The following is a 23,464-nucleotide window of genomic DNA, read 5'->3' as shown; positions in this document are numbered from 1 at the left end:
GTGACCGTGAGCGTGGGACCGGGAAGGGCGTTCCGGGTTGCTACCGTGCGTTGCAGGAAGCGCACCCAATTCGTCGAGATGAGAACGAATGCACCCCAGTTACTGAGGTTATTCGCTCGACGCCGATCGACCGCGAAGCACTGGTCGCCAGTAGAGCAGTGCGACAGTGACGACGTAGAGCACCATCCCACCCTCGTACGCGATCGGTGCGACGACGGCCAGGAGCCCGCCGCTTGACGCCCCGACGGCCCCGGTGATCACCGCTGCCACGAGCGGCATCGTACAGCTAACGCAGGAAAAGAGGCCGACGAGCCCGACCGTCGCGAGGCTCGCAGCGTCGAGGAGCGTCGCGTAGACGAGATAGGATAGCGCTGCGAATCCGATCACGTACGGCGGCATCAGCGATACGTGGATCAGATCGCCGTTGTAGAGGGCGTAGGGGCTCCACCCCGGCGGCTGCGGACCGTACATCACGAAATCGAATCCCAGGGCGGGCGTGTTGCTACCGAAGGCCGCTCCCGGCGCGAACATATTGCTCAGAAAGCCGAGCGCGACGAAGTACAGGGCTGCCAACACGATCGCGAACCGTTTCCGTCGTGGTTTCGCCTCCGGAGGATCGGTCCGTATCAGCGCCCAGAGTCCGACGTTGATCCAGACGAACGGGAACAGGAGAAAGGCGAGATCCGGCGACCGGCCGGTGATCGCGAGATACGTGAGGACGAAGAGCGCCTCGACGTTGACCAGGACGAGGCCCCAGACCACAGTGCTGCGACGAGGGCGAGGGATCCGAGCGTCGATGGTGGAGGCGGCTTCGTGCATTGTGACAGGCCGGATTCAGTTAGAGCCCGATCGCATCGAGTACGGCGGCGTCGAGCAGCAGTGCGTCGACGACGATCGCGACGAGAACCAGCCCGAGATACGCATTCGAGGCGTGGAACGATCGCAGTGCAGCGGACTCCGTCTGCTCCTGATGGAGGCGAATCGCGGCCCAGAGGAAGACTCCGCCAGCGACGACGCTCGTCAGCGCGAACAGTGGGCCGAGCGACGATACGGTGCCGAGGATAGCAGCAGCGGCGAGCGTCGCACCGAGGTACCAGAGCACGTGCCGTCGAGCGGTCGCCTCCCCACGAACGACGGGGAGCATCGGGAACCCGCCGCGAGCGTAGTCCTCCTTGTACGCGAGCGCAAGATTGTAGAAGTGTGCCGGCGTCCAGAGGAAGATGACGCCAGCGAGCGCGAGCGCGGGAATGCCGATCTCGTTCGTGACCGCGGCCCAGCCGATCAGAGCGGGGAGTGCGCCTGCGCCACCGCCGATGACTGTGTTCTGGACGGTGTTGGGCTTGAGAAGGACGGTGTAGATCACGCTGTAGTATGCGATAGCGACGAGCCCGAGAACCGCCGCAAGCCGGTTGATGGCGAGGAAGGCACCAAGCGAGGCGAGTGCTAAAACGAGCCCGAAGGCGATCGCGTTCCGAACCGGAATCAGATCGACAGCGAGTGGCCGATCGGCGGTCCGGTTCATCTGCTGATCGACGTCACGCTCGAGGACGTTGTTGAACGTGCCACTCGCGCCGATGGCGAGGACGCCACCGAGCATCGTGAGGAGGAACGTTCGCGTCGAAATCGCGGGGCCCGCGGCGAGCGCCATCCCTGCTGCCGCGACGAGACAGAGGAGCCACATCAGGCGTGGCTTGGTCATTCGGAAGTAGGCCAGCACGACGAGTTTCAGGCGAGCAACGCCGCCGGCAGGAATGTCCCGTGGCTCGGCCTCACCCTCGATCGGGGCGGGATCGTCCATGGGTTCGCGGTCCTCGGCACTCGCGGTCCGGGCGTCGAGCGACCACGCGAGCGCTGCGAGGACGCTGGCGAAGATCGTGAGCCCGAGTCCGAGGTGGAATACCCCGAGTATCCCCGTGGCGCCGCCGGACGTGGCTGCAATAGCGCCGAGTCCTATCTGCACGGGGTAGAGGGCGAGCGCGAAGAGAAGTGCGGCGCGAACACGACGGCCGCTTGCTCGACGAACGGCGAGCACCGTCGTGGCGAGGACGAGACCGCCGACGAGCAGTGCGGCGATACGGTGGCCGATCGCGATCGCAAGTTGTGGCTCCTCGAGCGCACCGAGAGCACCTTCGCACGCTGGCCAGGTTCCGCACGTCGACGCGGCCTCGGAGACTGCGTTCGTCGCACCGAGGATCACGAGAAGGTATGCGCCGATCGCCGTCACGGCGAGCAGCGTCGTGAACGAGTTTCCACCCTCGATGTCGGTCTCGGCGGTCACGGCTGTTGTCGAAACCTTCGCCTGTGCGTATTTAGTCCCCGCGCTTCGGCGATACCGGTGACGGTTGCGGCGGGGAAATAGAACACCGAGAAAGCCCCAATACTTGGGACCGGTGCTGTAGTCGGATCGCCAGTATGCGAAATCGACGCGCGGCTGCTCCGGGATAGGGCGCAACTCTCACCGATCGTCACATTCCCATACTTTCGGCGGGGTCGGGAACGGGGAGGTCGTGTGGCGCGACGCCGAGCAGTTCCGCCGCGTGATCGAGTGCCATGTCGAACCCGTAGTACCGTTCGAGTTCGTCCCCGTCTGCAGACGGTCGCACTTTCAACATCGCGTAGCCCTCGCGGTTTTGGGCGATCGCAGCGGTAGTCCCCTCACGATCGAACTCGAGAATACGTTCGGTCGTTGACTCTCGGTAGCTCGCCGTGATGCCGGACTCCGTCACGGAGGCTTCGGTCATTGTGCAAACTCTGCGAGCCCTGCCCTCGTAGCTGTCGGTTCGAAGCGGGCTGATGACCCACAATGCCGTTCGGGCCCATCCGCAGACCGCAAGAATCCTGTCGGCACCACTCCAGGGGTCGAGCATGACCAAGTGGCTTCAAAGCGGGCTTCGTCGCGACGTATGTATCGTACTCGCCGGCGAGGGCGAGCTCCACGGCCAGCAGCTCAAATCTCGAATCGCTACACACTACGACGAGCGCATCGACCCGTCGACGTTCTACGGCGCACTCGACTCACTCGTCGACACCGGTCACGTGGCCGTTCACGAGGACGGGCTCCACGACGCCTACGCGCTGACAGATGCAGGACGTGCGATGCTGGAGTCGCAGTTCGAGTGGATGCGCGAGCACGTCGAGAACTGAATCGGCAGGAAATCGGGCGAATCACCGTCTCTTCGAGAACTACCACGATCACCCGCCTATACTACTTGAACTACTCCTCCAGTACGCGCTCGCCGATCGTATTCCGCAGCACCTCGCTGGTCCCCTCGTAGATCTCGTTGAGCTTCGCGTCGCGGTAGAACCGTTCTGCGGGGAAGTCCTTGACGTAGCCGTAGCCGCCGTGGATCTGAATCCCTTCGTTGGCGACCTCCCGAGAGATTTCGGAGGCGTAGAGCTTCGCCTGCGCGGCCTCTTTCACGTAGCTCTCCCCGCGGATCTTTCGATCCGCCGCGCGGTGCATCAGGAGCTTCGCAGACTGGACCTTCGTGTCCATGTCCGCGATCTTGTGTTTGATCGCCTGGAACTCACCGATGGGCTGGTCGAACTGCTCGCGTTCGGTCGCGTACTCGCTTGCTGCCTCGAGTGCAGCCCGGGCGATACCGACGCCGCGAGCAGCGATCGTGATTCTGCCTCCGTTGAGCGTCTTGAGTGCCTGGACGAACCCCTCACCCTCCTCGCCGAGGCGTCGATCGGCAGGTATGCGGAGGTCGTCGAAGCGAAGCTCCGCAGTGGGACAGCCTTTGTCGCCGAGTTTGTCTTCGGTCCCCTCGACGTTGAACCCCTCGTCTTCCTCGGGACGAACGACGAACGACGAAATGCCCTTGCGCCCGGCGTCGGGATCCGTCTTGGCGAACACGGTCACTGTGTCCGCGACGGAGCCGTTGGAGATCCAGAGTTTGCCACCGTCGAGCACGTACTCTTCAGCGCTTTCATCGTACTCGGCCGTCGTCTCCATCGCGGGAACGTCGCTCCCGGCACCGGGCTCGGAGAGTGCAAACGCGCCGATATCGCTGCCTTCCGCCAGTGGTGTCAGGTACTCCTCTTTCTGAGTTTCGTTGCCGAACTCGTAGAGCATGTTGCCGGCCAGCGAGACGTGGGCGGCGACGATCGTTCCGAGGCCACCACTGCCCCGCGAGATCTCCTCGAGCGCGATCGCGTAGGAGTGGTAGTCCAGGCCGGAGCCGCCGTACTCCTCCGGAAACGGCGCGCCCATGATCCCAAGCTCGCCGATCTGTTCGACCAGCTCCGCCGGGAACTCGTCGGTCTCGTCGATTTCGGCAGCGCGGGGGACGACCTCCTCGTCGACGAACTCAGCGACGGCGTCACGGATCTGGCGTTGCTCCTGGCTGAGACTGAAGTCCATACACCCCTTTGAACGGAGGGGCCCTTCAGTGTCTTCCCCAGACCTTGCGTGTGGATGACCCCCACTGGTAACAGGCGGAACTACTGACCGCTGGTATCGATTGCTCCAATCGGCCGAATCAATCGATCGAGGCAGTCGGTCGAACCAATCGATCGGATCGATAGATTAGACGCTCCGAACGGAGCGCTCTGCGACGAAACCGAACTCACCGACCGAACAGACCGACCGGAACAGACCGATGGACAACATTACTCCGCGACGAGCTGTTCTTTCTCCCGCTTCGTGAGCGACTTGATCTCGTGCTCGCGAGAGAGTGCATCTCCACGAGAGGAGTGTTCCTCGACGTGAACGAGTTCGACTGGCGTGCGGCTCCGCGTGTACTTCGCACCCTCTCCGTCGTCGTGCTCCTCGACTCGCCGCTCCGGATCCGTCGTGTAGCCGGTGTAGAGGCTGTCGTCGGCACAGCGCAGCACGTAGACGTAGTGCTCTGCCACAGTGGAAGGGTGCAGGCCCAAACGAGGAAGCTTTCGGTTCGGTGCAATCTCTGGGGCACCGTCACGCGGGTACGCCGATACGTCCCGCGGAAATCGATTCCGCCAGTCGGCACGATCCTCAGTTGGCCGCGTCGCGCACTCTGGCCTGCTCGGCGATGCCGGCGTTGGTCGAACAGTTGGGGCAAGCCTCGATGCGGCCGCTTTCGAGGGCGAAAACGCGGGCGAACTTGTCGGAGACGTGCGCGTTGCAATGATCGCAGGTGGGCATTGTCGGGAACCGCTCGGTGGAGCGGCGACACCCCTAGGGCCTGCAAAGCAATATTGTTGTCTCCCTACGGTCGTATTTGGGACGCAAACGATCGTACTTGCGGAACTCGACGTATTCTCGCGTAGCAACCGCTGCTTATCGGGCTGCGGCGATCGATCGCGCTATCAGACCAGCCTGGGCGCCCGCAACGAATCCAGCGTCGACGTTCACGGTCGAGAGCACTGTACAGGACTGGAGCATCCCTGCGAGAGCAGCCTCGCCTTCGCCACCGAAACCGTAGCCACTCGATACGGGTAGACCGATCACCGGAACGTCGACGAGGCCGGCGACCACTGTGGGCAGCGCTCCCTCACGCCCGGCAGCGACGATCAGCACGTCCGCTGCCCGGAGCTGTTCGACACGGTCGATGACTCGCGCGATCCCCGCGACGCCGACGTCTTCGACGCGATCGACGCGGGCACCCATCTCGCTGGCGATCGTGGCGGCTTCACCGGCTGCCTCTGCGTCGGAGGTTCCGCCCGTAACGATTCCGACGGTCGCATCGAGACGCGGTGGCTCGAAATCGGAGGCGTGGGCGACGACGGTCCTGGCCCGCTCGTCCCAGCGAACCGTCGCCTCTGGTACTGCCTCCTCGAGGGTTGCAACCACTGCGTTCGCGTCCGAAGAATCCGTACGGGTCACGATCGCTCGGCCCGTCGTCGCCACCGCCGTCTCGGCCAGTTCGGCGATCTCCTCGGTGGTCTTGCCGTCGGAAAGGATCGCCTCGGGAACACCACGACGGCGCTCGCGCGCGGCGTCGAACCGGCCGGCATCGACGGAGGCGTACCCGGCCAGCTCGGCCTCAGCTTCCGCGGGCGAGAGATCGCCAGCAGCGACCGCATCCAGAATGTCTCGCATGGGCAGTTCGTGGTCCCGGGGGGCTAAGTGCGGTTCGCTCGCGGAGTGACGGAGTCCGAGTGGGCCAAAAACCGTCAGTCGTCGATTCTCCCTACGATGCCCACGATTCGACGCTACAACCGATCGATCAGCGTGTTCGCAGTGGTCGATCCGACACCATCCACGTCCTCGAGCTCGTCCCTAGAGGCAGAGCGGATTGACTCGATGCTCCCAAATCGGGCGAGAAGCGCCTCGCGCGTCGTCGATCCCACGCCGTCGATCTCGTCGAGTGCCGTCGACACGTCGTCACGGACCGTCTGGTGGTACTGTACGGCGAACCGGTGCGCCTCGTCGCGGACGCGCTGACACAGCCTGAGTGCCTCGTCGGGAACGTCGATCCGGCCGTCGCTCCCGAGGATCCGATCGCCGCTGGCATCCCGGTCGCCGATCTCACCTTTCGCAATCGCGACGAGCGGAATCTCCCAGCCCGCTGCGTCGATCGCACGCCGTGCGGCGTCGAGCTGATCGCTGCCGCCGTCGATCAAGAGGACGTCGGGGTCGGGCCTGTCGTCACGACCTTCGACGGCGCGAGCCGCGCGCCAGCGAAGCAGTTCGTACATGCTGCCGGGATCGTCGTTCCCCTCGGGAAGCTTCTTCCGGCGGTAGCCGTCCGTCTGCTCTGCACCGTCGACGGCGAGCACGTTGCTCCCAACGGTGGCCTTCCCGCCGGCGTGACTCACGTCGAACCCCTCGACTCGCTGTGCGGAATCGATTCCCAGCGCGTCGGCGAGCGCGAGACAGGGATCCCGTCCCGGGCCTGCTCGCCGGGCGTTTTTTAGGGCGAGATCGACGAGTCTTGCCTCCCGTCCGGCACCGGGAACCCTTACGTCGACGTCTCGATCCTCGAGCCAGGCGCGAACCTCCGCATCCGCTGGCTCCTCCGGGAGCAGGAGTACGTCTGGCAGGCGGCGATCAGCGTAGTACTGTGGGACGAAGGCCGCGAGCAGCGACGCTGGGTCCTCCCGTGCGGACTCGGGGACGGCCAGAGGGGGACGGTGACGGTCGACCAGCTTGCCGCCCTCGCTTTCGAGCACGGCGACGGTCGGCTCTCGTCCCTCGACGGCGGCGCCGAGGACGTGCGTCCGAACGCCGTGGCCGCCATCGTGACTGCCGGCGTGCGAGACGACGTCTTCGCCCTCGCCGTGAAACGCTTCCACGGTCTCCAACCGGTCGCGAAACGACGCCGCCCGTTCGAACGCCTGGTCCTGTGCTGCAGCACCCATCCGTTGGCGGAGCGGATCCGCGAGCGCCCCGGTTTCACCCTCGAAGAATCGTTTCGCAGCGAGTACGTCCTCCGCGTAGGCCTCTGCGGATATCTCACCAGTGCAGGGCGCCGTGCAGAGCCCGATCTCGTAGTCGAGGCAGGGACGATCCCGACCGCTGTATTTGTGATCGGAACAGCCCCTGAGTCCGTACAGTTCACGGATCGCCTTCACGATCGTCTCGAGTTCGCCGCGGTCGGTAAAGGGGCCATAGACGGTCGCTCCCTCGTCTGGATCGCGGGTGATCTCGATCCGTGGAACCTCGTGGTCCGTAAACTGGACCAGTGGATAAGATTTATCGTCGGTAAGGCGGACGTTGTAGCGTGGCTGGTGGCGCTTGATCAGGTTCGCTTCCAGCAGGAGTGCCTGCGTCTCCGTGTCCGTGACCGCGACTTCCACGTTGTCGGCGTTCTCGACCATCCGCGCGATTCGCGTGCCGCGAGGATCGGCGTAGGAACGAACGCGATCCCGAAGATCGACGGCTTTGCCGACGTAGAGCACGCGTTCGGTGCCCGAGGAGCCAACCGTGCCGTCACCACCGCCCACTCCGTCCGACGTCCCCGCGTCGGTGTGACCGCCGGCGTCAGCGTCCGCGGGATAACCGCCAGCAGCGTCGCCGCCAGCACGATCCTCGGTCGCCCGAAACTGGTAGACGCCCGACTCTCTGGGCAGGTCGTTCGCCAGCTCGCGGACCGCGGCGGTGTCCATCGACGCAGGCTACGCTGTCTGGCGTTGATGTGGGTTTCCCTGTGGGACGACGGAGAGCCAATACAGAGCATCTTTCCGACGACCGCAGCCAGTGGTTTACACCGCTGGTGGTGCTTGCGCTTCCGCTTCCGGCACGTCGATCGCAGCGTCGATCTCTGCGACCGTCGCGTCGTCCACGCCCCAGGATAGCACCACGTCGTCCTCGCCAGCGATCTCGATGGCGAGTCGATCCTTCCGCGTCGCGAGCTGAACGGTGAGGAGCCCGACCCCCACAATCGAGAGCACTGCACCGAGAGCTAGCAGTGCGAGATCCAGCGCGTAGAACACCCCGAGCATCGAATCGACGGTATCGACGACGCCCATTCCCTGCGCACCGGAGAGGTCCGGCCGCGGGAACAGTGCCTCTGGATCGACGACGAGCCCGACGAGCACGAGCAGGCCGCCACCGACGCCGAGTTTCGTCGCCTTCGAGAACAGATCGAACGGCGAGACGCCGCGTTGCTCCACGCCGAGCACGTTCGGTCGGTCGATAGCACGGTAGCGCGGGCCGTCGCCCTCCGGCGTGAAGACGAGCACGCGGTGGCTGGTCACGACGATCGTGCCAGCGCCGACGTCGACGGTCGATTCGACGGACTCGCCGTCGAAGAGCAGCTCGTCGACGCGCTCGCTCCAGTCGGCCATCTGGATCGGTTTGGCCTGCCGCCCCAATAGCATCTTTGGGCGGCAACCGACGGGACGGACGAGACGGGGCAGGACGAAAGAGACCATCGGCGGACGCCTGACTCGCACGCCACCGGTGCCCGCGCGGTCACGCCACCTTCTTGGTCGGCCTCGTCGTGGACCGCAGTATGAGCGAGGACGCGCAGGTCCGGTGCTGGCTGGTCGAACGCGATTACTGGGACGAGGACGTCGTCACCCTCGTGTACGCGACGCCCGACGGCGAGCAGTACTATCAACGGCAGCTCTCCGGGGCCCTGCTCGTGAAAACCGACGTGACGGCGGCGACGACGGTCGAGCCGGAAGAGCTGGAAACCACCTCGTCCGAGGATCGGGAGCGCTACGCCACCGAAGCCGAACGGGTCGCCGCGTCCCACGATCCCGACGACCTGTTGTAACCGGGATATCGGCTGGACTCGCCTCACCATCGAAAGAGGCCGCACAGCAGATCGGGCGGAACGAAGGGGTGCTCGTCGGCGTCTCGGCCGGGCAGCAGCGGCCGCCGCTGGCGACCACGCGCGGGAACATCCCAGGGCAACGATCGTGGCCGTGCTCCCAGACGGCGGAGAGCGATACCTCTCGACGGATCTATTACCAGCACCTGCTGCCGAGCGCTGAGGCGGCCGAACGACCGTCCCATGGATTAGCCCGCAGATTCGAGCCGTTCCTCGAATGACTCGGCGGAGAGCTCCGGCACGTCGTTTTCCTCGGCGTCCTCGCGCTTTCGCGTCCCGGGATTCTCGCCGACGACGAGATAATCGGTGTTCGAGGAGACGCTCGAGGTAACGTTGCCGCCCTGGCGCTCGATCTGCTCGGTCGCCGCAGAGCGAGTCAACGACGGCAACGAGCCGGTGAACACGATCGTCTCGCCATCGAACGCCTCCCCAGCGTCGTCGACGTCCGGTGACTGTGGTTCGACGTGTTCCAGTAGCGCATCGAGAACGCGCTGGTTCGCCTCGGCCGCGAAGAAATCGCGGATGCGCTCGGCGACGACGGGGCCGACGTCGTCGACGGTCTCTAGTTCCTCGCGGCTCGCGTCCTGGATCGCTTCGACGCTCCCGAACTCGCGTGCGAGCGTTCGAGCCGTCGTGCCGCCGACTTCCGGTATCCCGAGCCCCGTGAGGAAGTCAGCGAGCGTAGGATCACGTGCGTCGTCGATCGCGTCCACGAGCTTCGTCGCTGCTCGCTCGCCGAAGCCCTCTAGCTCGGCGAGATCATCGACCTCGAGTTCGTACAGATCCGCGAGCGTCTCCAGTAACCCTGCCTCGACCAGCTGATCGACAGTCTCCTCTCCCAGCCCTTCAATGTCCAGTGCGCCGCGACTCGCGTAATGCTGAATCCCACGCCGACGCTGTGCTGGACAGTCCAGGCCCGCTGGACATCTGGCGATCGGCCCCTCACGTTCGAGCAGGGTTCCACAGACGGGACACTCCTCAGGATACTCGAAGTGGCCGTCGCCGTCGTTGCTCTCGACGACCGCCACGACTTGCGGAATCACGTCGCCAGCACGCTCGATGCGGACGCGATCCCCGATGCCGACGCCCAGTTCTGCGATCTGATCGGGATTGTGCAGACTCGCACGGGAGACAGTGACGCCGCCGACGTCGACGGGATCCATGAGCGAGACGGGCGTAGCGCGGCCCGTTCGACCAATTTGCAGAACGACGTCCCGGACGGTGGTCTCCTCCGTTCGTGGCGGGAACTTGTAGGCGAACGCCCAGCGAGGATGACGGCTCGTCGATCCCAGCGCTTCCTGTGGCTCCCGACCGTCGACCTTGATCACCGCGCCGTCGACCTCGAAATCGAGATCGTCACGGTCGGCCACGATCTCGTCGCGATACTGGATGGCGCCATCGATCGAGTCGACCCGCTCCATCCGATCGCTCACTGGGAGACCGAGGTCGGAGAACGCCTCGTGTTCCGCCCACCGCGACGGCCAGGGATCCGACGTGTGGAGGACGTCGAAGGCGACGAAGGCGAGGGGTCGCTCGGCAACGATCGACGGGTCCTGCTGGCGGATGGTGCCGGCGGTGGCGTTCCGCGGATTCGCGAACGGCTCCTCGCCGCGCTCGACGAGTTCGCGATTGTACGCCTGGAACTCATTGCGGGGCATATACAGCTCTCCGCGAACGGCGAGCTCCGACGGGGGATCGCCGGTGAGGCGCTGGGGGATCGTCGGAATCGTCAGCGCGTTGCTCGTCACGTCGTCACCTTCGGTGCCATCACCGCGGGTGACGACGCGCTGGAGCGAGCCGTCCTCGTAGACGACTTCGAGTGAGACGCCGTCGAACTTCGGCTCACAGACGTACTCGACGTCACCCACTTCTCGGCGGACCCGGTCGTCGAAGTTCCGGACGTCGGCTTCCTCACCACTCTGGGCGATCGATCCCATGTGTGCGACGTGTTCGACCGTCGGGAACCCGTCGACGGGCTCGCCGCCGACCCGGTTCGTCGGGCTCTCTTCGGCGTCGAGGTCGAACGCATCCTCGAGATCCTGGAGTCGATGGAATAGGTCGTCGTAGGCGCTGTCGGCAACGAGAGGATCGTTCTCCACGTAGTACCGGCGGTCGTGGTGCCGGATCGCCTCGCGAAGGAGATCGGCCTGCTCGCGGGCGTCCGCCGCCGGGAGGTCGTCGACGGGTTCGAACTCGGTGGGCGGGTCCTCGAGATACGGATTGTCCGCGTCGGCCATTGACGTGACTTTCCCGGGCGATCGTGGATAAACATTCGCGATTCGGCACCAACTGGCCTCGGTCGGCGGTGGAACGATCGGATTCGGGAGCTCCGGCGCGTCCGACTGCTTTTTCGAGGGCTGGACACGGATACCAAAAATCGGATATTCCCGCGCTGTGAGTCATTAGCCAACGGTGGAACACGTGACGAAGAAACAGGAGTATACGGACGATTACGACGACAAGACCCTCTACATCCCCGGTCCGACGGAGGTTCGTGAGGACGTCATCGAGGAGATGGCCCAGCCGATGTTCGGTCACCGGATGGATCGGATGACCGACCTCTACACCACGATCGTCGAGGACACGAAGGAGTTCCTCGGCACCGACAACGAGCTCATCGTCCTCACCGGCTCCGGCACGGAGTTCTGGGAGGCGTCGACGCTTAATCTCGTCGACGAGAACATCCTCGTCCCGACATGCGGAAGCTTCAGCGAGCGACACGCCAACGTCGCGGAGCGACTCGGCAAGGACGTCGACCGGCTGGAGTACGAGTGGGGCCAGGCAATCAAGCCCGAGGACATCCGGGCGGAACTCGAGGCCAGCGACAAACACTACGACGTCGTCGCGACCGTAATGAACGAGTCCTCGACCGGCGTCCGTAACCCGATCGAAGAGATCGGCGACGTGATCGCGGAGTATCCGGACACCTACTTCGTCGTCGACGCCGTCTCCGCACTGGGCGGTGACTACGTCGACATCGACGAGCACGAGATCGACGTCATCTTCGCCTCGACGCAGAAGGCGTTCGCGATGCCGCCGGGGCTCGCGGTCTGCGTCGTCAGCGACGATGCCTACGAACGCGAGCTCGAGAAAGGATCTGCGTCGTGGTACGGCGGGTTCCAGCGCACGCTCGATTACTACGACCGGAAGGGGCAGACCCACTCCACGCCGGCGATCCCCATCATGCTGGCCTACCGCAAGCAGATGAAGTACATGCTCGAGGAGGGCCACGACGGTCGCGACCAGCGTCACCGCGAGATGACCGAGTACGTCCACGACTGGGCCAGCGAGCACTTCGACCTGTTCGCCGAGGAGGGGTATCGCTCCCAGACCGTCTCCTGCATCGAGAACACCCAGGACATCGACGTTGCCGAGACCATCGAGACCGTCTCCGAGGAGTACGATTACGTCTTCTCTAACGGCTACGGCTCCCAGCTCGGGGAGAAGACGTTCCGCATCGGTCACATGGGTGAACACGACGTCGAGAGCATCCGCGATCTCACCGACGCTATCGAGGACGTCGCCGGACTGTAACCCCGATCTCACGCGCGCCCTGAATATCCCAACAGCGTTCTCGAACGTCTTTTTCGATCTACCGACCGTTCACAGCTCCTCTACAGCCACGTTCAGTTACAACTGCAGTTTCGTGCGTTATCGTTCACGAAAAACTATGCCCATTGGTTCCATGGACCGACCATGGATCTCGGACTCGAAGACAAGACTGCCCTAGTCACGGGCGGTGCAGGCCGCCTGGGAAGCGAATTCTGTGAACACCTCGCTGGAGAGGGTGCCCACGTCGTCGTCCTCGACGTCGACGAGGAGGGTGCAGCGGCAGTCGTCGATGGGATCGTGGAGGCCGACAAACCGGGTTCGGCAATGGCAGTCGAGTGTGACCTCACCGATCGGGAAGAGGTGGGAGCCACTGTCGCATCCATCGAGGCGGAGACTGACGGCGTCGACGTGCTCGTGAACAACGCTGGGTTCGTCGACGCTGTCTCGCGGATCGGTGAGTTCCCCGACGACCTCTGGGACCGCGACGTGGCGCTCAATCTCACGGGTGCCTACAACGTCACGAAGGAGGTCTACCCCCACATGAAATCCCGCGAGTGGGGCCGCATCGTCACGATGTCCTCGATCGCGGGCTGGCGAGGGAGCTTCGCGCAGGTCTCCTATGCAGCCACGAAATCCGGGCTCATCGGCTTCGGAAAGGCGCTCGCGCTGGAGGGCGCAAAGTATGGTATCACCTCGAACGTTCTCACCCCGAACATCGTCGTCGGCGAGCTGGCGGATCTGAGCCCCGAGGAACTCGAACAGTTCAACCCGCAGTTCGAGCGCATCCGACAGGCCACGCCGATGCAGAAACTGGGGCGGGAGGAAGACGTCGCGCCGCTGGTCTGTTTCCTCGCCAGCCAACACGCCCGTTACATCACCGGGCAGGTCGTCGGCGTGACTGGCGGGGCGGACCTCTTCTCGTACTGACCGGATCGGCGATACGCTTCGCCGAATGCCTGGGCAGCCACGCTTCGCTACCAGTAGGAATACTCTCCCGACCCGTACAGGAGCGTGCTTGGGCGACGCGTCCATCGGGGAGGGGACGAGCGATTTGCCGACGGTCGTAACCGGCCGGTCGCGAGAGTTCATACGACCGAGGCTCACCGACGACGTTTTCCAACGATCACGGGACTCGAACACCGTGGTCCGGAACGATTACCTTCCGATTGACCCAGAGGGTTGTCATGGACGAAGAGGACGAGACGGCTGCTGTCGAGGACGTCTACGACGAAATCGCTGCATCCTACGCCGAGGGATACTGGTCGGACAATCCCCATCAAGCCGAGCTCGAGTTCCCCGCGACGACAGACCTCATCCCTACCGTGAGCGGTGAGAGGGTCCTCGATGCCGGCTGTGGCAGCGGCGTCTACACCGAGTGGCTGCTCGATCGAGGCGCCACGGTCGTCGGCGTCGACCTGAGCGAGGCGATGCTCGAGGAGGCCCGAGACCTGGTCGGGACCCGAGCGACGCTTCGCCTGGGCGACCTCTCTGAGGGCATTCCCTTCGCCGAAGACGGGGAGTTCGACGGCGTCGTCTGTGCCCAGGTTCTCGACCACCTGCCCTCGCTGGAGGCACCATTTCAGGAGTTCGCCCGGATTCTGGAGGAAGGCGGTTTCCTCGTCATCTCGGTCCGACACCCACTCCGGAACGCCAGCGAGTACGAGGACTGGACGTACTACGAGACCGAGCGTCAGATCGAGGATTGGGGCGTCGAGACGCCGCACTACACACGGCCGCTCCAGTCGATCCTCAACGAACTCGTGGCTGCAGGCTTCCAGCTCGAGCACGTCTCCGAACCCGAACCGACGGAGACGTTCAGGGAAGCGGCGCCGAAGGAGTACGAGCAGTTATCGAAGCGACCCCAGTTCCTCTGCCTGAGGGCGAGGAAGCGGTGACGACGCAGACACCGGAGCTAATTCACATTCTCGAATAGACGACTACCCCAGCGGCAGGCGTTACGGTGAAATGCCGTACACGTCGCCCTCCCAACCGCGCAGTCGGTCGTCGTAGACGGCCTGTCCGCGGTCGATGTCGTCGATCCGCGCGAGATCCGCCTCGTCGATCGACCAGCCGAACAGATCGAGGTTCGCCCGGACGTGATCGGGGCTCGTCGACTTCGGGAGCACCGTCACGCCGCGGTCGACGGCCCACTTCAGCGCGATCTGCGCCACCGACCGATCGTATTTCTCTCCGATCTCCTGCAGGACCTCGTCCTGGAAAATCTCCGTCCGGCCCAGCGGCGCAGCGGCTTCGATCGTCACGTCGTTCTCGCGGCACAGTTCGACGAGTTCCGGTCGCTGCAGCCATGGGTGGAACTCGATCTGGTTCACCGCGATGTCCACGGGTGAGACGTGCAGCGCTGCCGAGAGCTGGTACGTGTCGAAGTTCGAGACGCCGACGTTTCGCACGAGGCCCTCCGCTTTGAGATGTGCCATCGCCTGGAGCGTCTCCCGGACGGAGATCGCGGGGTTGGGCCAGTGGATCAAATAGAGGTCGAGATACTCGGTCCCGAGCTTTTCGAGGCTCTCCTTGCACGATTCGATCACCGACTCGTAGTTGAGGTTCTTGGGCAGGACCTTCGAAGTCAGGAACAGCTCCTCGCGATCGACGTCCGCATCGGCGATGACGTCGCCGATCGTCGCCTCGTTCATGTACCCCTCCGCGGTGTCGACGTGGGTGTATCCAGCTTCGAGGCCTGCCCGGAGTGCGTTCTCGAGATCCTCTCCCTCGATGTTCCAGGTTCCCTGTCCGACCATCGGCAGCTCGTCGCCACTTGGAAGTCCCGTAGTTGGAGTCGTCATCGGATAGAGCGAGGATCGTCGGGGTCCTAATGGCTGTGGCTGCGGCAGTTCGGTGGGTCGAGACAGCTTCGCCCGGCCATGTGGCGAAATCACACATCGTGGGGAGCTTTTTTACACTGACTCACGATCGCCAGTTCGTGAACGTCCGACCTACGACAGCGGCAGATCGAGAGGCCATCATCGACGTCCACGAGCGGTCGGTCTACGAACTCGCTGGAGAGCACTACCGCGAGGCGGTTCTCGACGCCTGGACGGACCTTTCTCAGGGAGACGATTCCGACGGCGAAGCCACTGAGGACGACGTTCAGCCCGAGAACGGTCGTCGGTACGTCGCCGAGGTCGAAGGCCGTGTCGTCGGGTTCAGCGACGTCCGGTTCGACCCGCCCGAGTACCTCGAGGAGCCAGTCGACGGTGGCGTGCGCGCCGTGTACGTCGACCCAGACGTCGCCGGAGAGGGCGTCGGCTCGTCGCTACTCGCGACCCTCGAAACCACGGCACGCGAAAACGGTCTCGGCTCACTCGGGCTCCTCGCGTCCCTCAATGCACGGGGGTTCTACGAGCACCACGGCTACGAGATCGTCGCCGAGACCACGTTCCAGTACGGCGAGGACATCGAAGGGCCGGCGGTGGAGATGCGAACCGACCTCTGAGCGGCGCTGCCTGGCGTGAACGCGCTCAGGCGTACGCCTCGAACTCCTCGCCGAAGACGAGGAAGTAGCCAGTCCCGACGAGACCGATCACGGCGGCGACGACGAACGCCACTTCCGGACTCACGAAGTCCCAGAGCGCGCCACCGATCGCCGCACTGGGGATCACGATCGTGTTCCGCAGCAAGTAGTACGCACCAGTCACGCGGCCCCCGGCACCAGCTTCCGCCGGACCGACGATCAAGGCCTTATGGGAGGGGAGGCCCGCGAATCGCAGGCCGGAGAACGCGAACACGACGAGGAGCGCGTTCGGGCTGGCGGGCGCGTAGATCAGCACGATCGGGAAGATCGCGTAGACCGCGAATCCGAGCGCGACGACGGGTTTGAGTCCCACGCGCTCGGCGATCTTCGCTGCAGGCGCCATGACGAGCAGTGCGACCAGCATCTCGACGCCCAGCAGGTAGCCGAAGAAGGCCGCCGGTGAGACGTTCAGGTCGAAGGTGGTTCCCGCGAGCGTGATGGAGTCGAGTCCCACAGCCAGAAAGTCGGTAACGACGAGCACGAAGAAGACGTACACCATCCCGTTCGCGAACCGGACCAGCGTGTCGCCGATCAACAACGGCCGGAGCGGCGCCGGCATCGCTGCGAGATCGTCTCGGAGCTGTGCGACGCCCTCGAAGGAATCGCCGATCGAGTCTTCACTCGCGTCGTAGAGCACGTGTTGGGCCAGCGTACCGATCACGCCGAAGACGATGCCCACCGCGAGCACGTACTGGAAACTGACCGTGAAATCTGGGTGGAGACCGATCAGGACCGCCGCGAGCACGGGCCCGATCAGAAACGCGGTTCTGCGGAACGTCTCGGTGCTCGCGAACCCAGCGGCTAGCCGGGATGGCTCGGTCGCCTGCTTGACGACGGCGAAGGTCGCACCCAGGCCGAACGACTTCCAGGCCTGTGCCAGCAGCAGACCGACGAAGATCCAAATCCAGGAGGGAATCGTGAGGCCGACAACACTGATCGGCCCAATCCCGGGGGCGATCAGCCAGACGACGAATCCCAGCGTCGAGAGCAGTCCAAAGAGCGTCAGCGCGTACCGCGATCCGATCCGGTCGGAGATCGCACCACCTGGATACGGATAGACCGCCGAGACCACGTTGCCGACGGTGCCGAACAGACCGACGACGAATCCACTCGCGCCCAGCACGGAGAGATACTCCGGGAGAAATCGGCTCGTCATCTGGAAGCCGAGGCTGAACGCGAACATCGCGAGCGAGAGCACGAGGACGTCCCGCTCGAGCGCGAAAAACTGCCGGAAGGCGTCTATCGGTCCCCCGACCTCGGCCTCGTCGGTCCCCATAGATCCCCGTGCCAAGCCCGGTGACTAAGGTGTTGTCCCAGCGGCGAGCGCGTCAGTCGCGTCGGCTGCCAGTGGATCCTGCGAGAACCCCTGGAACCGAACCGCTAAAGGGGGTAGGGGTATCCACCTTGGACAATGACGTCCCTCGGGTCGGCGGAGGCCGCACCGGGTGAGCGAGACACCGGGCGGCTGGTCGTCGGCGAGACACGTGATGGAAGCGAGTTTGGCCTCCCCGTGGCCGTGATCAACGGCGCCGAGGACGGCGACACACTTTATCTGCAGGCGGCCAGCGACGGCGACGAACTGAACGGCGTCGGCGTGCTCCAGCGAGTCGTGCCCCAGCTCGATCCAACCGAGCTCGCAGGGACGATCCTCATCGTCGGCATCGTCAACTACCACGCCTTCCAGGTTGCAGAACACCGGAATCCCATCGACGATACGAAAATGAACCGGACGTACCCCGGCGATCCGGAGGGTACGTCCAGCGAGCGGATCGCCGCGGCGACCTTCGACGTCGCGTCCTCCGCGGATCTGATCGTAGATCTCCACCAGGGGTCGACGAGTCGGATGATCGACGAAGTTCGTGTCCGTTGTGGCAACCGCCACCGGCTCCACGATCAGTGTCTCGAACTCGCGAAAGCCTTCGGCTGTGGCCACGTGCTCGACCAGAAAGGACCCGACGGACAGCTCGCTCGCGAGGGCCCCGACGCTGGCGTTCCCACTGTCGATCCCGAGCTCGGCGGCTGCGTCGGCTGGGACGAGACGTCCATCCAGGCCGGTGTCGAGGGCGTGTTCAACGTGCTCAGACACTACGGGTTCCTCGATGGAACCGTGGACATCGAGGCACAGATCCGCGCCAGCAGTTTCGAACAGTACGGGTCGCCGTGTGGCGGGCTGGTCTCGATGCACGTCGACCTCGGCGAGCGCGTGGCTGCAGGTGACGAGATTTTCACGGTGACCGACGTGTTCGGGCAGCAAAAAGAGACCGTGACGGCGACCGAACAGGGAATCTGCTGGCGCACCCGTCGACTCCCACAGGTAGCGACCGGCGAGTACGTCTGCTCGATCGGCACGGAGGTCGACCAGTACTGATGCCGGTCGACGACGCGACGCCCACGGACCTCGAGTGCGCCGACTGTGGTGTGACGTACGACGCCGGTGCCGACGAACCGTGGCGCTGCTCCTGTGGCGGCCCGCTGGATTACGCGGAGAATCCGATTCCGGACGGCTCGCCACCGCCGTTCTCTCGACTCGACACGCGCCGTGGGCTCTGGGCCTTCTTCGAGTTCCTGCCGATCAGCCAACAGGTAAGTCTCGGCGAAGGATTTACCCCGCTCGTCGGCTCCGAGACGTGGGACGCACAGTTCAAACTCGAGTACGTGTTCCCCACGGGCAGTTTCAAAGATCGCGGCGCGACGACGACGCTCTCCCGCGCAGCGGAGATCGGCGTCGACACGATCGTCGAGGACTCCTCGGGCAATGCGGGCGCGTCGATCGCTACCTACGCCGCCCGCGCCGACGTCGACGCCGAGATCTACGTCCCTGCGGAGCTTCCACAATCGAAGTTGATGGCGATTCAACGCGCTGGTGCGAAACCCGTGCGCGTCGAGGGCACGCGAGAGGACGTGAGCGACGCCTGCATCGACGCAGTCGAACGTGGCGATGCGTGGTACGCCAGCCACGCCTGGAACCCTGCCTTCCTCGCTGGAACGATGACGTTCGCGTTCGAGGTCGCTGCACAACGGGACTGGTCGGTGCCGGACTCAGTGGTGCTCCCGACGGGTAACGGCACGCTCAGCCTCGGTGCCTACAGAGGGTTCAAAGCGCTCTACGACGCTGGAATGATCGATCGGCTGCCACGGATGCTGGTCGCGCAGGCCCGAGGGTACGCCCCGATCGTGGACGCACTCGACGGCATCGAGATCGATCCGGCAGAGGAGGCAGATGCCGACGAAGAGACCGCGGCGCCATCCGACGGTCCGAGAACAGGCGGCGGACTCGGCATCTCGATCGGTGACGACGACTCGCCCCTCCCGGACAACGAACTGGCCGATGGGATCCAGATTCGGGATCCCCCGCGAAAAGATCAGATCGTCGAAGCCATCGAGGCCACGGACGGCGCGGCCATCGAGATTGGCGAAAACCAGCTCGAAATCGCGCTCGATCGGCTTCACCGGTCGGGGTTCTACGTCGAACCGACGTGCGCCGTCGGTCCCGCTGCACTGCGTGCGTTCCGCGACGAGGGGCTCGTCGGACCCGACGAGGACGTGGTCGTCGCGCTGACGGGGAGCGGTCTGAAGACGCTGTAGACGCTGGAGGTCTCCCGAGGACCGTTCGCTGCAACGCAGTCCGCCCCGGCTATCGGCTAGTTCCCTGTCACGCGGTCTCCCGCTCGCGTCACGTTCAGCGCCTCCTCGTGGAGTTCGCCGCTCGTTGCGACGATCCCGCGAGCGTCGTGCCGCCAGCGCTCGCCGTCGACGTCGGTGACCCGTCCGCCCGCCTGTCGCACGAGGTGAGTGCCGGCGATCGTGTCCCAGGGATGCGCGTCGACGTTCGCGAGCGTGGCGTCGAGGGCACCGTCAGCGACGAGCGCGAGTTCGTACTGGGCGGAGCCGATCCGCCGACAGTCCGCGAACGTGTTCACGACCGCGCCAGCGATCGCAGCGAACTCGTCGCGTCGCTCTCGGGACCACCAGAGCGTCGGGCACGCGGCTGCAGCCTCTGGATCCGTCGTCTCCGAGACGTAGATCGGCTCTCCGTTTCGGGTGGTTCCCTCGGCTCCGGCGGCGTAGACGTCGTCGAGTGCAGGCGCAACGACGGCGGCCGCGACCGGTTCGCCGTCCACGACAGCTGCGACGGCAGTCGTCCAGTTGTGCACGCCGCGAACGTAGTTTGCCGTGCCGTCGATTGGGTCGATCACCCAGGCGGGCCCGGTCTCCGGGACCGTGCTCGGCGTCTCGTCCTCTTCGCCGACGATCGGATCGTCGGGGAACGAGTCACGGATCTCCGAGACTACCGCTCGCTGGGCGGCGCGATCGGCCTCAGTGACGAAGTCGGTCGGTCCATCTTTGGTCTCGATCAGAATGTCTCGCCGGAAATCCTCGAGCGCTCGCTCCCCGCCGGCCTCGGCTGCGGAGCGGGCGACGTCCAGCCGCGTCGCTACGTCAGTCATAGCGCACTGTCGCAGTTCCGGAACTATCCTGCTTCCGGTCTCGGTTGCGTTCCGCGAGCGATACGGAGCAGGAAGATCGGTACGTAGCGCTGGGAGGTTCTCCCAGCCAGAGTGGCCTGATCGAGGACGCCCCTCGGCCAGGGCCGCGGGTCACAGCTCGGGGTGGATTGGTCCGTCGAACCCACCACGGACCAGTGGCTTCGCGACGTGACGGCGCGCGACTGGCGGCACCTCGTACCACCCCTCTTCGAGCGACCGATCGATCGGACGCTCCATCTTGCCGGGTGCATCGGTCCTGCAGTCCCGGCACCGATACCCCTGGTCCGCGCCGGCGCTCTCCATCGTCCGATCGCAGTCAGGACAGATCGGCGTCGTCAGTTCGGTGCGCACCAGATCGCGGATCGCGAACTTCTCGAGTTTCATCGTCCCGTCGCTCACTTCGCCACAGACCGTTACGACGTCACCAGAGCGGAGGGCTCGTACCCGGTCGCGGAACTGTTTGGTCGGCTCGAATGCAACGCAGGGAACTGACTCTCCCTGGGAATCGCTCGTGCCGGCACCGTCTCCATCCCCAGCTTCGATTGTCAGAAAGACGTGCCCGCCTTCTCTCGTTTCGGGTGTTGTCGCAACTGTTCCGTCGATGCAATACGCGTGATCGTCCTCGATCTCGTGGAGATCGGCGTCCCGGAGGTGTGCGTCGGTTCCCTGGTTCGTGATGAAGGTAGCGACGCGATCGACTGGCTCGCTCTCGATGGCACCGGCGACGTCCGCGATTTGGTCGCGGTCGTCTCCCCGGATTCCAAAGAGAACGGGACAGGGCGTCCGCGGAACGCAGACCGCAGTACCGGTCGATCGATCGACGGTGTCCCAGACTGCAGGCTGGCTCTGGGCCGCTGCGTCGAAAACGGATTCGACGTCGACCTCTCGCTCGGTACCCCAGCGGGAACGTTCGCGATACGCAATCTGTTCGTAGGTCCAGTCGTCGAACGGGCTGCTCCAGGCGCCGATTGCAGCGAGCGCGCCGATCCGGCCACGGCCAGTCCCCCAGCCAACGTGCTCGAAGCCGTGCTCGTCAGCTAGAGCGACCGCGTCTCCAAGTTCGTGGTGACCGCGTACGGCGGTTTCCGTGAACGCGGCTACGTCGTCGGGCAGCTCCGCCGGATCGGCATCGGCGACGACGAGCCCCGGATTTGCGTCGCCACCGGTCGTCGCAGCGAGGTCGGCAATCGTCTCCCGAGCGATCTCGAAACACGCATCTGCGGCCACAGCCCGATCCTCGTTCGTCTCGCCGGCTTCGACGTGGAGAGCGAGCGCCGCATTGCCGCGCGTCTTGTGCTCGACAGCAGGATTGCACCGGACCAGCAGCTGTCGGCGAACCTCGAAGCCCGCGTCGTCGAGGCGCTCGCCGATTCGCGCAGCGACGTACGTCGTACACATCCCGCGCTCGCGGGAATCGGTGTCGTCCAGGCCGACGACTGGCATCGGTTCGGTCTATCCCTCCACGGACATAAGAGGTTCCGCTCGGGGATCCATTCCGGTGACTGCGGGCAGTCAGGCGGTGCCATGCGCCGACCGAGGCCGTGCCCGTACGAAAGGGGTAGGAAAAGGTGGTGGCGAGCGCAAATCTAACCAGTATAAAAGTATTCGCCCCGTGAAACCTGGGTGATCGCCAGACGTGGCTCCGATTGGCCCCCACAACACTCTTAAGGTACGAACCCCCTATTCCCGTCTATGTCACGGTCCGCACTGGTCGGGAACGTGATCGCGATGCTCGAAGACGCGGGCTTCGCGGTGAGCGACCGGTGTGCAATTCGGCCACGGAGTTTCGATCTCGCGGCCCGCCGCGGTGAAGAGCTGTTGCTCCTCAAGGTGCTACGAAACGTCGACGCCTTCGACGCCAACACCGGCGAGGAGATGCGCCGAATCGGTGCGTATCTCGACGCAACGTCGCTCGTCATCGGTCTCCGGACGCGAGACGAGCCCCTCAAACCGGAGGTCGTCTACCTCCGTCACGGCGTCCCGGTTCTGAGCCCGGACACGGCACTGGACCTGTTCCTCGAAGGAGTGCCGCCGCTGATTTACGCGGCTCCGGGTGGCCTCTACGTCAGCATCGACAGCGACGTCCTCGCCGACGAGCGCGAGGAACGAGGCTGGTCTCTCGGCCAGCTCGCTAACGAACTTGGCGTCTCGCGACGTACCGTCTCAAAGTACGAGGACGGAATGGACGCCTCGATCGAGGTCGCGGCCCAGCTCGAGGAGCTCTTCGGCGACGGGCTGACCAGCTCCGTGAACGTCCTCGGTGGGGCCGAGGAGATTCGCGACACGGAACCGACGCCGGACGCACCAGAAGCCGATCCCGACGACGAACCGATGGTCGCGGTCATGCACCGCGCAGGCTACCGCGTCCACCCGACGATCCGCGCACCGTTCAAGGCGGTCAACGAGGACGGCGACACCGACGAAGGGATCGTGCTCACTGGACACTCCGAGTTCACGCAGTCCGCGGAGAAGCGCGCCCGCATCATGGCCTCCGTCGGCGAGGTCGCCGAGACGCAGTCCGTCTACTTCGTCGGTTCGACCAATCGCGACTCCGTCGGCGGCACCGCCCTCATCGAACGCGAGGAAGCAGAAGAGATCGACGACGCCGATAGATTACGCGACCTGATCCGCGAGCGGTCTGACGCGGAGCCGGCCTAAGTGAACCGACCGGCATCGCCGCTCGGTACTGA

The 23,464-nt window shown here is 64.8% G+C and carries 23 protein-coding genes; 9 read left to right on the top strand and 14 right to left on the bottom strand.

Annotated elements, in window-relative coordinates:
* Positions 1-108: 108 nt before the first annotated feature.
* From MXF70_RS11010 to MXF70_RS11000, 3 genes are all read right to left on the bottom strand, one after another.
* Positions 109-819: a DUF7546 family protein gene (locus MXF70_RS11010; RefSeq protein ID WP_445677846.1), complete on the bottom strand. Its 711-nt coding sequence runs from the start codon at positions 817-819 to the stop codon at positions 109-111.
* Between the two features lie 19 nt (positions 820-838).
* Positions 839-2,278: a heme o synthase gene (locus tag MXF70_RS11005; protein WP_248515683.1), complete on the bottom strand. Its 1,440-nt coding sequence runs from the start codon at positions 2,276-2,278 to the stop codon at positions 839-841.
* 187 nt (positions 2,279-2,465) lie between these two features.
* Positions 2,466-2,741 (bottom strand): DUF7111 family protein, encoded by a 276-nt coding sequence (locus MXF70_RS11000; protein WP_248515682.1) that lies wholly within the window; start codon positions 2,739-2,741, stop codon positions 2,466-2,468.
* Between the two features lie 124 nt (positions 2,742-2,865).
* Here MXF70_RS11000 and MXF70_RS10995 point away from each other — a divergent pair, with 124 nt between their 5' ends.
* Positions 2,866-3,144 (top strand): PadR family transcriptional regulator, encoded by a 279-nt coding sequence (locus tag MXF70_RS10995; RefSeq protein WP_248515681.1) that lies wholly within the window; start codon positions 2,866-2,868, stop codon positions 3,142-3,144.
* Positions 3,145-3,214: 70 nt separating this feature from the next.
* Here MXF70_RS10995 and MXF70_RS10990 read toward each other — a convergent pair whose 3' ends face one another.
* From MXF70_RS10990 to MXF70_RS10965, 6 genes are all read right to left on the bottom strand, one after another.
* A complete protein-coding gene (locus MXF70_RS10990) occupies positions 3,215-4,366 on the bottom strand; it encodes an acyl-CoA dehydrogenase family protein (protein WP_248515680.1) in 1,152 nt (383 codons plus the stop codon).
* 248 nt (positions 4,367-4,614) lie between these two features.
* Positions 4,615-4,860 (bottom strand): GIY-YIG nuclease family protein, encoded by a 246-nt coding sequence (locus MXF70_RS10985; protein ID WP_248515679.1) that lies wholly within the window; start codon positions 4,858-4,860, stop codon positions 4,615-4,617.
* Between the two features lie 118 nt (positions 4,861-4,978).
* Complete coding sequence (locus MXF70_RS10980) at positions 4,979-5,128, bottom strand: DUF7563 family protein (protein WP_248515678.1); 150 nt, start codon at positions 5,126-5,128, stop codon at positions 4,979-4,981.
* Between the two features lie 135 nt (positions 5,129-5,263).
* Entirely contained in the window at positions 5,264-6,025 is a 762-nt protein-coding gene (larB, locus tag MXF70_RS10975; protein WP_248515677.1) for a nickel pincer cofactor biosynthesis protein LarB, read from the bottom strand.
* Between the two features lie 113 nt (positions 6,026-6,138).
* A complete protein-coding gene (locus MXF70_RS10970) occupies positions 6,139-8,034 on the bottom strand; it encodes an excinuclease ABC subunit C (RefSeq protein ID WP_248515676.1) in 1,896 nt (631 codons plus the stop codon).
* Positions 8,035-8,130: 96 nt separating this feature from the next.
* Positions 8,131-8,715 carry a hypothetical protein gene (locus MXF70_RS10965; RefSeq protein ID WP_248515675.1) on the bottom strand — a complete coding sequence of 195 codons (585 nt, stop codon included), beginning with the start codon at positions 8,713-8,715 and terminating at the stop codon, positions 8,131-8,133.
* Between the two features lie 167 nt (positions 8,716-8,882).
* Here MXF70_RS10965 and MXF70_RS10960 point away from each other — a divergent pair, with 167 nt between their 5' ends.
* Positions 8,883-9,149 (top strand): DUF7967 family protein, encoded by a 267-nt coding sequence (locus MXF70_RS10960; RefSeq protein ID WP_248515674.1) that lies wholly within the window; start codon positions 8,883-8,885, stop codon positions 9,147-9,149.
* A 245-nt stretch (positions 9,150-9,394) separates the two neighbouring features.
* Here MXF70_RS10960 and ligA read toward each other — a convergent pair whose 3' ends face one another.
* Complete coding sequence (gene ligA / locus MXF70_RS10955) at positions 9,395-11,443, bottom strand: NAD-dependent DNA ligase LigA (protein WP_248515673.1); 2,049 nt, start codon at positions 11,441-11,443, stop codon at positions 9,395-9,397.
* Between the two features lie 184 nt (positions 11,444-11,627).
* On the opposite strand from ligA, the gene MXF70_RS10950 reads away from it, so the two are divergent.
* The 3 genes from MXF70_RS10950 (at position 11,628) to MXF70_RS10940 (ending at position 14,653) form a co-directional block, all read left to right on the top strand.
* Positions 11,628-12,740 carry a pyridoxal-phosphate-dependent aminotransferase family protein gene (locus MXF70_RS10950; RefSeq protein ID WP_248518391.1) on the top strand — a complete coding sequence of 371 codons (1,113 nt, stop codon included), beginning with the start codon at positions 11,628-11,630 and terminating at the stop codon, positions 12,738-12,740.
* 162 nt (positions 12,741-12,902) lie between these two features.
* Complete coding sequence (locus tag MXF70_RS10945; protein WP_248515672.1) at positions 12,903-13,685, top strand: SDR family NAD(P)-dependent oxidoreductase; 783 nt, start codon at positions 12,903-12,905, stop codon at positions 13,683-13,685.
* A gap of 257 nt (positions 13,686-13,942) precedes the next feature.
* Positions 13,943-14,653 (top strand): class I SAM-dependent methyltransferase, encoded by a 711-nt coding sequence (locus MXF70_RS10940; protein ID WP_248515671.1) that lies wholly within the window; start codon positions 13,943-13,945, stop codon positions 14,651-14,653.
* 60 nt (positions 14,654-14,713) lie between these two features.
* Here the strand turns inward: MXF70_RS10940 and MXF70_RS10935 are convergent, their stop codons facing one another.
* Complete coding sequence (locus tag MXF70_RS10935) at positions 14,714-15,559, bottom strand: aldo/keto reductase (protein WP_248515670.1); 846 nt, start codon at positions 15,557-15,559, stop codon at positions 14,714-14,716.
* Positions 15,560-15,696: 137 nt separating this feature from the next.
* Here MXF70_RS10935 and MXF70_RS10930 point away from each other — a divergent pair, with 137 nt between their 5' ends.
* The gene (locus tag MXF70_RS10930; RefSeq protein ID WP_248515669.1) at positions 15,697-16,209 is read left to right on the top strand and encodes a GNAT family N-acetyltransferase; all 513 of its coding nucleotides are present in this window, start codon (positions 15,697-15,699) and stop codon (positions 16,207-16,209) included.
* Positions 16,210-16,234: 25 nt separating this feature from the next.
* Here the strand turns inward: MXF70_RS10930 and MXF70_RS10925 are convergent, their stop codons facing one another.
* Positions 16,235-17,563 carry an MFS transporter gene (locus tag MXF70_RS10925; RefSeq protein ID WP_248515668.1) on the bottom strand — a complete coding sequence of 443 codons (1,329 nt, stop codon included), beginning with the start codon at positions 17,561-17,563 and terminating at the stop codon, positions 16,235-16,237.
* Between the two features lie 135 nt (positions 17,564-17,698).
* Here MXF70_RS10925 and MXF70_RS10920 point away from each other — a divergent pair, with 135 nt between their 5' ends.
* A complete protein-coding gene (locus tag MXF70_RS10920) occupies positions 17,699-18,655 on the top strand; it encodes a succinylglutamate desuccinylase/aspartoacylase family protein (protein WP_248515667.1) in 957 nt (318 codons plus the stop codon).
* Positions 18,655-19,872: a threonine synthase gene (locus MXF70_RS10915; protein WP_248515666.1), complete on the top strand. Its 1,218-nt coding sequence runs from the start codon at positions 18,655-18,657 to the stop codon at positions 19,870-19,872. Before MXF70_RS10920 ends, MXF70_RS10915 begins: the two co-directional genes overlap by 1 nt.
* A 56-nt stretch (positions 19,873-19,928) precedes the next feature.
* Here the strand turns inward: MXF70_RS10915 and MXF70_RS10910 are convergent, their stop codons facing one another.
* A complete protein-coding gene (locus tag MXF70_RS10910; protein ID WP_248515665.1) occupies positions 19,929-20,735 on the bottom strand; it encodes an inositol monophosphatase family protein in 807 nt (268 codons plus the stop codon).
* 150 nt (positions 20,736-20,885) lie between these two features.
* Positions 20,886-22,217: a tRNA(Ile)(2)-agmatinylcytidine synthase gene (locus tag MXF70_RS10905; RefSeq protein ID WP_248515664.1), complete on the bottom strand. Its 1,332-nt coding sequence runs from the start codon at positions 22,215-22,217 to the stop codon at positions 20,886-20,888.
* 249 nt (positions 22,218-22,466) lie between these two features.
* Here MXF70_RS10905 and MXF70_RS10900 point away from each other — a divergent pair, with 249 nt between their 5' ends.
* Complete coding sequence (locus MXF70_RS10900) at positions 22,467-23,432, top strand: transcriptional regulator (protein WP_248515663.1); 966 nt, start codon at positions 22,467-22,469, stop codon at positions 23,430-23,432.
* Positions 23,433-23,464 lie beyond the last annotated feature (32 nt).

The organism is Salinarchaeum laminariae, assembly GCF_023204835.1.
Lineage (GTDB): Archaea > Halobacteriota > Halobacteria > Halobacteriales > Salinarchaeaceae > Salinarchaeum > Salinarchaeum laminariae.
Note: the sequence above shows the minus strand (reverse complement) of the source record. Positions and strands in the feature narration are given on the sequence as shown.

What these genes read in the sequence shown, in the direction of transcription:
- MXF70_RS11010 (WP_445677846.1), bottom strand. Translation starts at nt 819, where the DNA reads ATGCACGAAGCCGCCTCCACCATCGACGCTCGGATCCCTCGCCCTCGT.
- MXF70_RS11000 (WP_248515682.1), bottom strand. Translation starts at nt 2,741, where the DNA reads ATGACCGAAGCCTCCGTGACGGAGTCCGGCATCACGGCGAGCTACCGA.
- MXF70_RS10995 (WP_248515681.1), top strand. Translation starts at nt 2,866, where the DNA reads ATGACCAAGTGGCTTCAAAGCGGGCTTCGTCGCGACGTATGTATCGTA.
- MXF70_RS10990 (WP_248515680.1), bottom strand. Translation starts at nt 4,366, where the DNA reads ATGGACTTCAGTCTCAGCCAGGAGCAACGCCAGATCCGTGACGCCGTC.
- MXF70_RS10980 (WP_248515678.1), bottom strand. Translation starts at nt 5,128, where the DNA reads ATGCCCACCTGCGATCATTGCAACGCGCACGTCTCCGACAAGTTCGCC.
- larB (WP_248515677.1), bottom strand. Translation starts at nt 6,025, where the DNA reads ATGCGAGACATTCTGGATGCGGTCGCTGCTGGCGATCTCTCGCCCGCG.
- MXF70_RS10970 (WP_248515676.1), bottom strand. Translation starts at nt 8,034, where the DNA reads ATGGACACCGCCGCGGTCCGCGAGCTGGCGAACGACCTGCCCAGAGAG.
- MXF70_RS10965 (WP_248515675.1), bottom strand. Translation starts at nt 8,715, where the DNA reads ATGGCCGACTGGAGCGAGCGCGTCGACGAGCTGCTCTTCGACGGCGAG.
- MXF70_RS10960 (WP_248515674.1), top strand. Translation starts at nt 8,883, where the DNA reads ATGAGCGAGGACGCGCAGGTCCGGTGCTGGCTGGTCGAACGCGATTAC.
- ligA (WP_248515673.1), bottom strand. Translation starts at nt 11,443, where the DNA reads ATGGCCGACGCGGACAATCCGTATCTCGAGGACCCGCCCACCGAGTTC.
- MXF70_RS10945 (WP_248515672.1), top strand. Translation starts at nt 12,903, where the DNA reads ATGGATCTCGGACTCGAAGACAAGACTGCCCTAGTCACGGGCGGTGCA.
- MXF70_RS10940 (WP_248515671.1), top strand. Translation starts at nt 13,943, where the DNA reads ATGGACGAAGAGGACGAGACGGCTGCTGTCGAGGACGTCTACGACGAA.
- MXF70_RS10935 (WP_248515670.1), bottom strand. Translation starts at nt 15,559, where the DNA reads ATGACGACTCCAACTACGGGACTTCCAAGTGGCGACGAGCTGCCGATG.
- MXF70_RS10925 (WP_248515668.1), bottom strand. Translation starts at nt 17,563, where the DNA reads ATGGGGACCGACGAGGCCGAGGTCGGGGGACCGATAGACGCCTTCCGG.
- MXF70_RS10920 (WP_248515667.1), top strand. Translation starts at nt 17,699, where the DNA reads ATGACGTCCCTCGGGTCGGCGGAGGCCGCACCGGGTGAGCGAGACACC.
- MXF70_RS10915 (WP_248515666.1), top strand. Translation starts at nt 18,655, where the DNA reads ATGCCGGTCGACGACGCGACGCCCACGGACCTCGAGTGCGCCGACTGT.
- MXF70_RS10910 (WP_248515665.1), bottom strand. Translation starts at nt 20,735, where the DNA reads ATGACTGACGTAGCGACGCGGCTGGACGTCGCCCGCTCCGCAGCCGAG.
- MXF70_RS10905 (WP_248515664.1), bottom strand. Translation starts at nt 22,217, where the DNA reads ATGCCAGTCGTCGGCCTGGACGACACCGATTCCCGCGAGCGCGGGATG.
- MXF70_RS10900 (WP_248515663.1), top strand. Translation starts at nt 22,467, where the DNA reads ATGTCACGGTCCGCACTGGTCGGGAACGTGATCGCGATGCTCGAAGAC.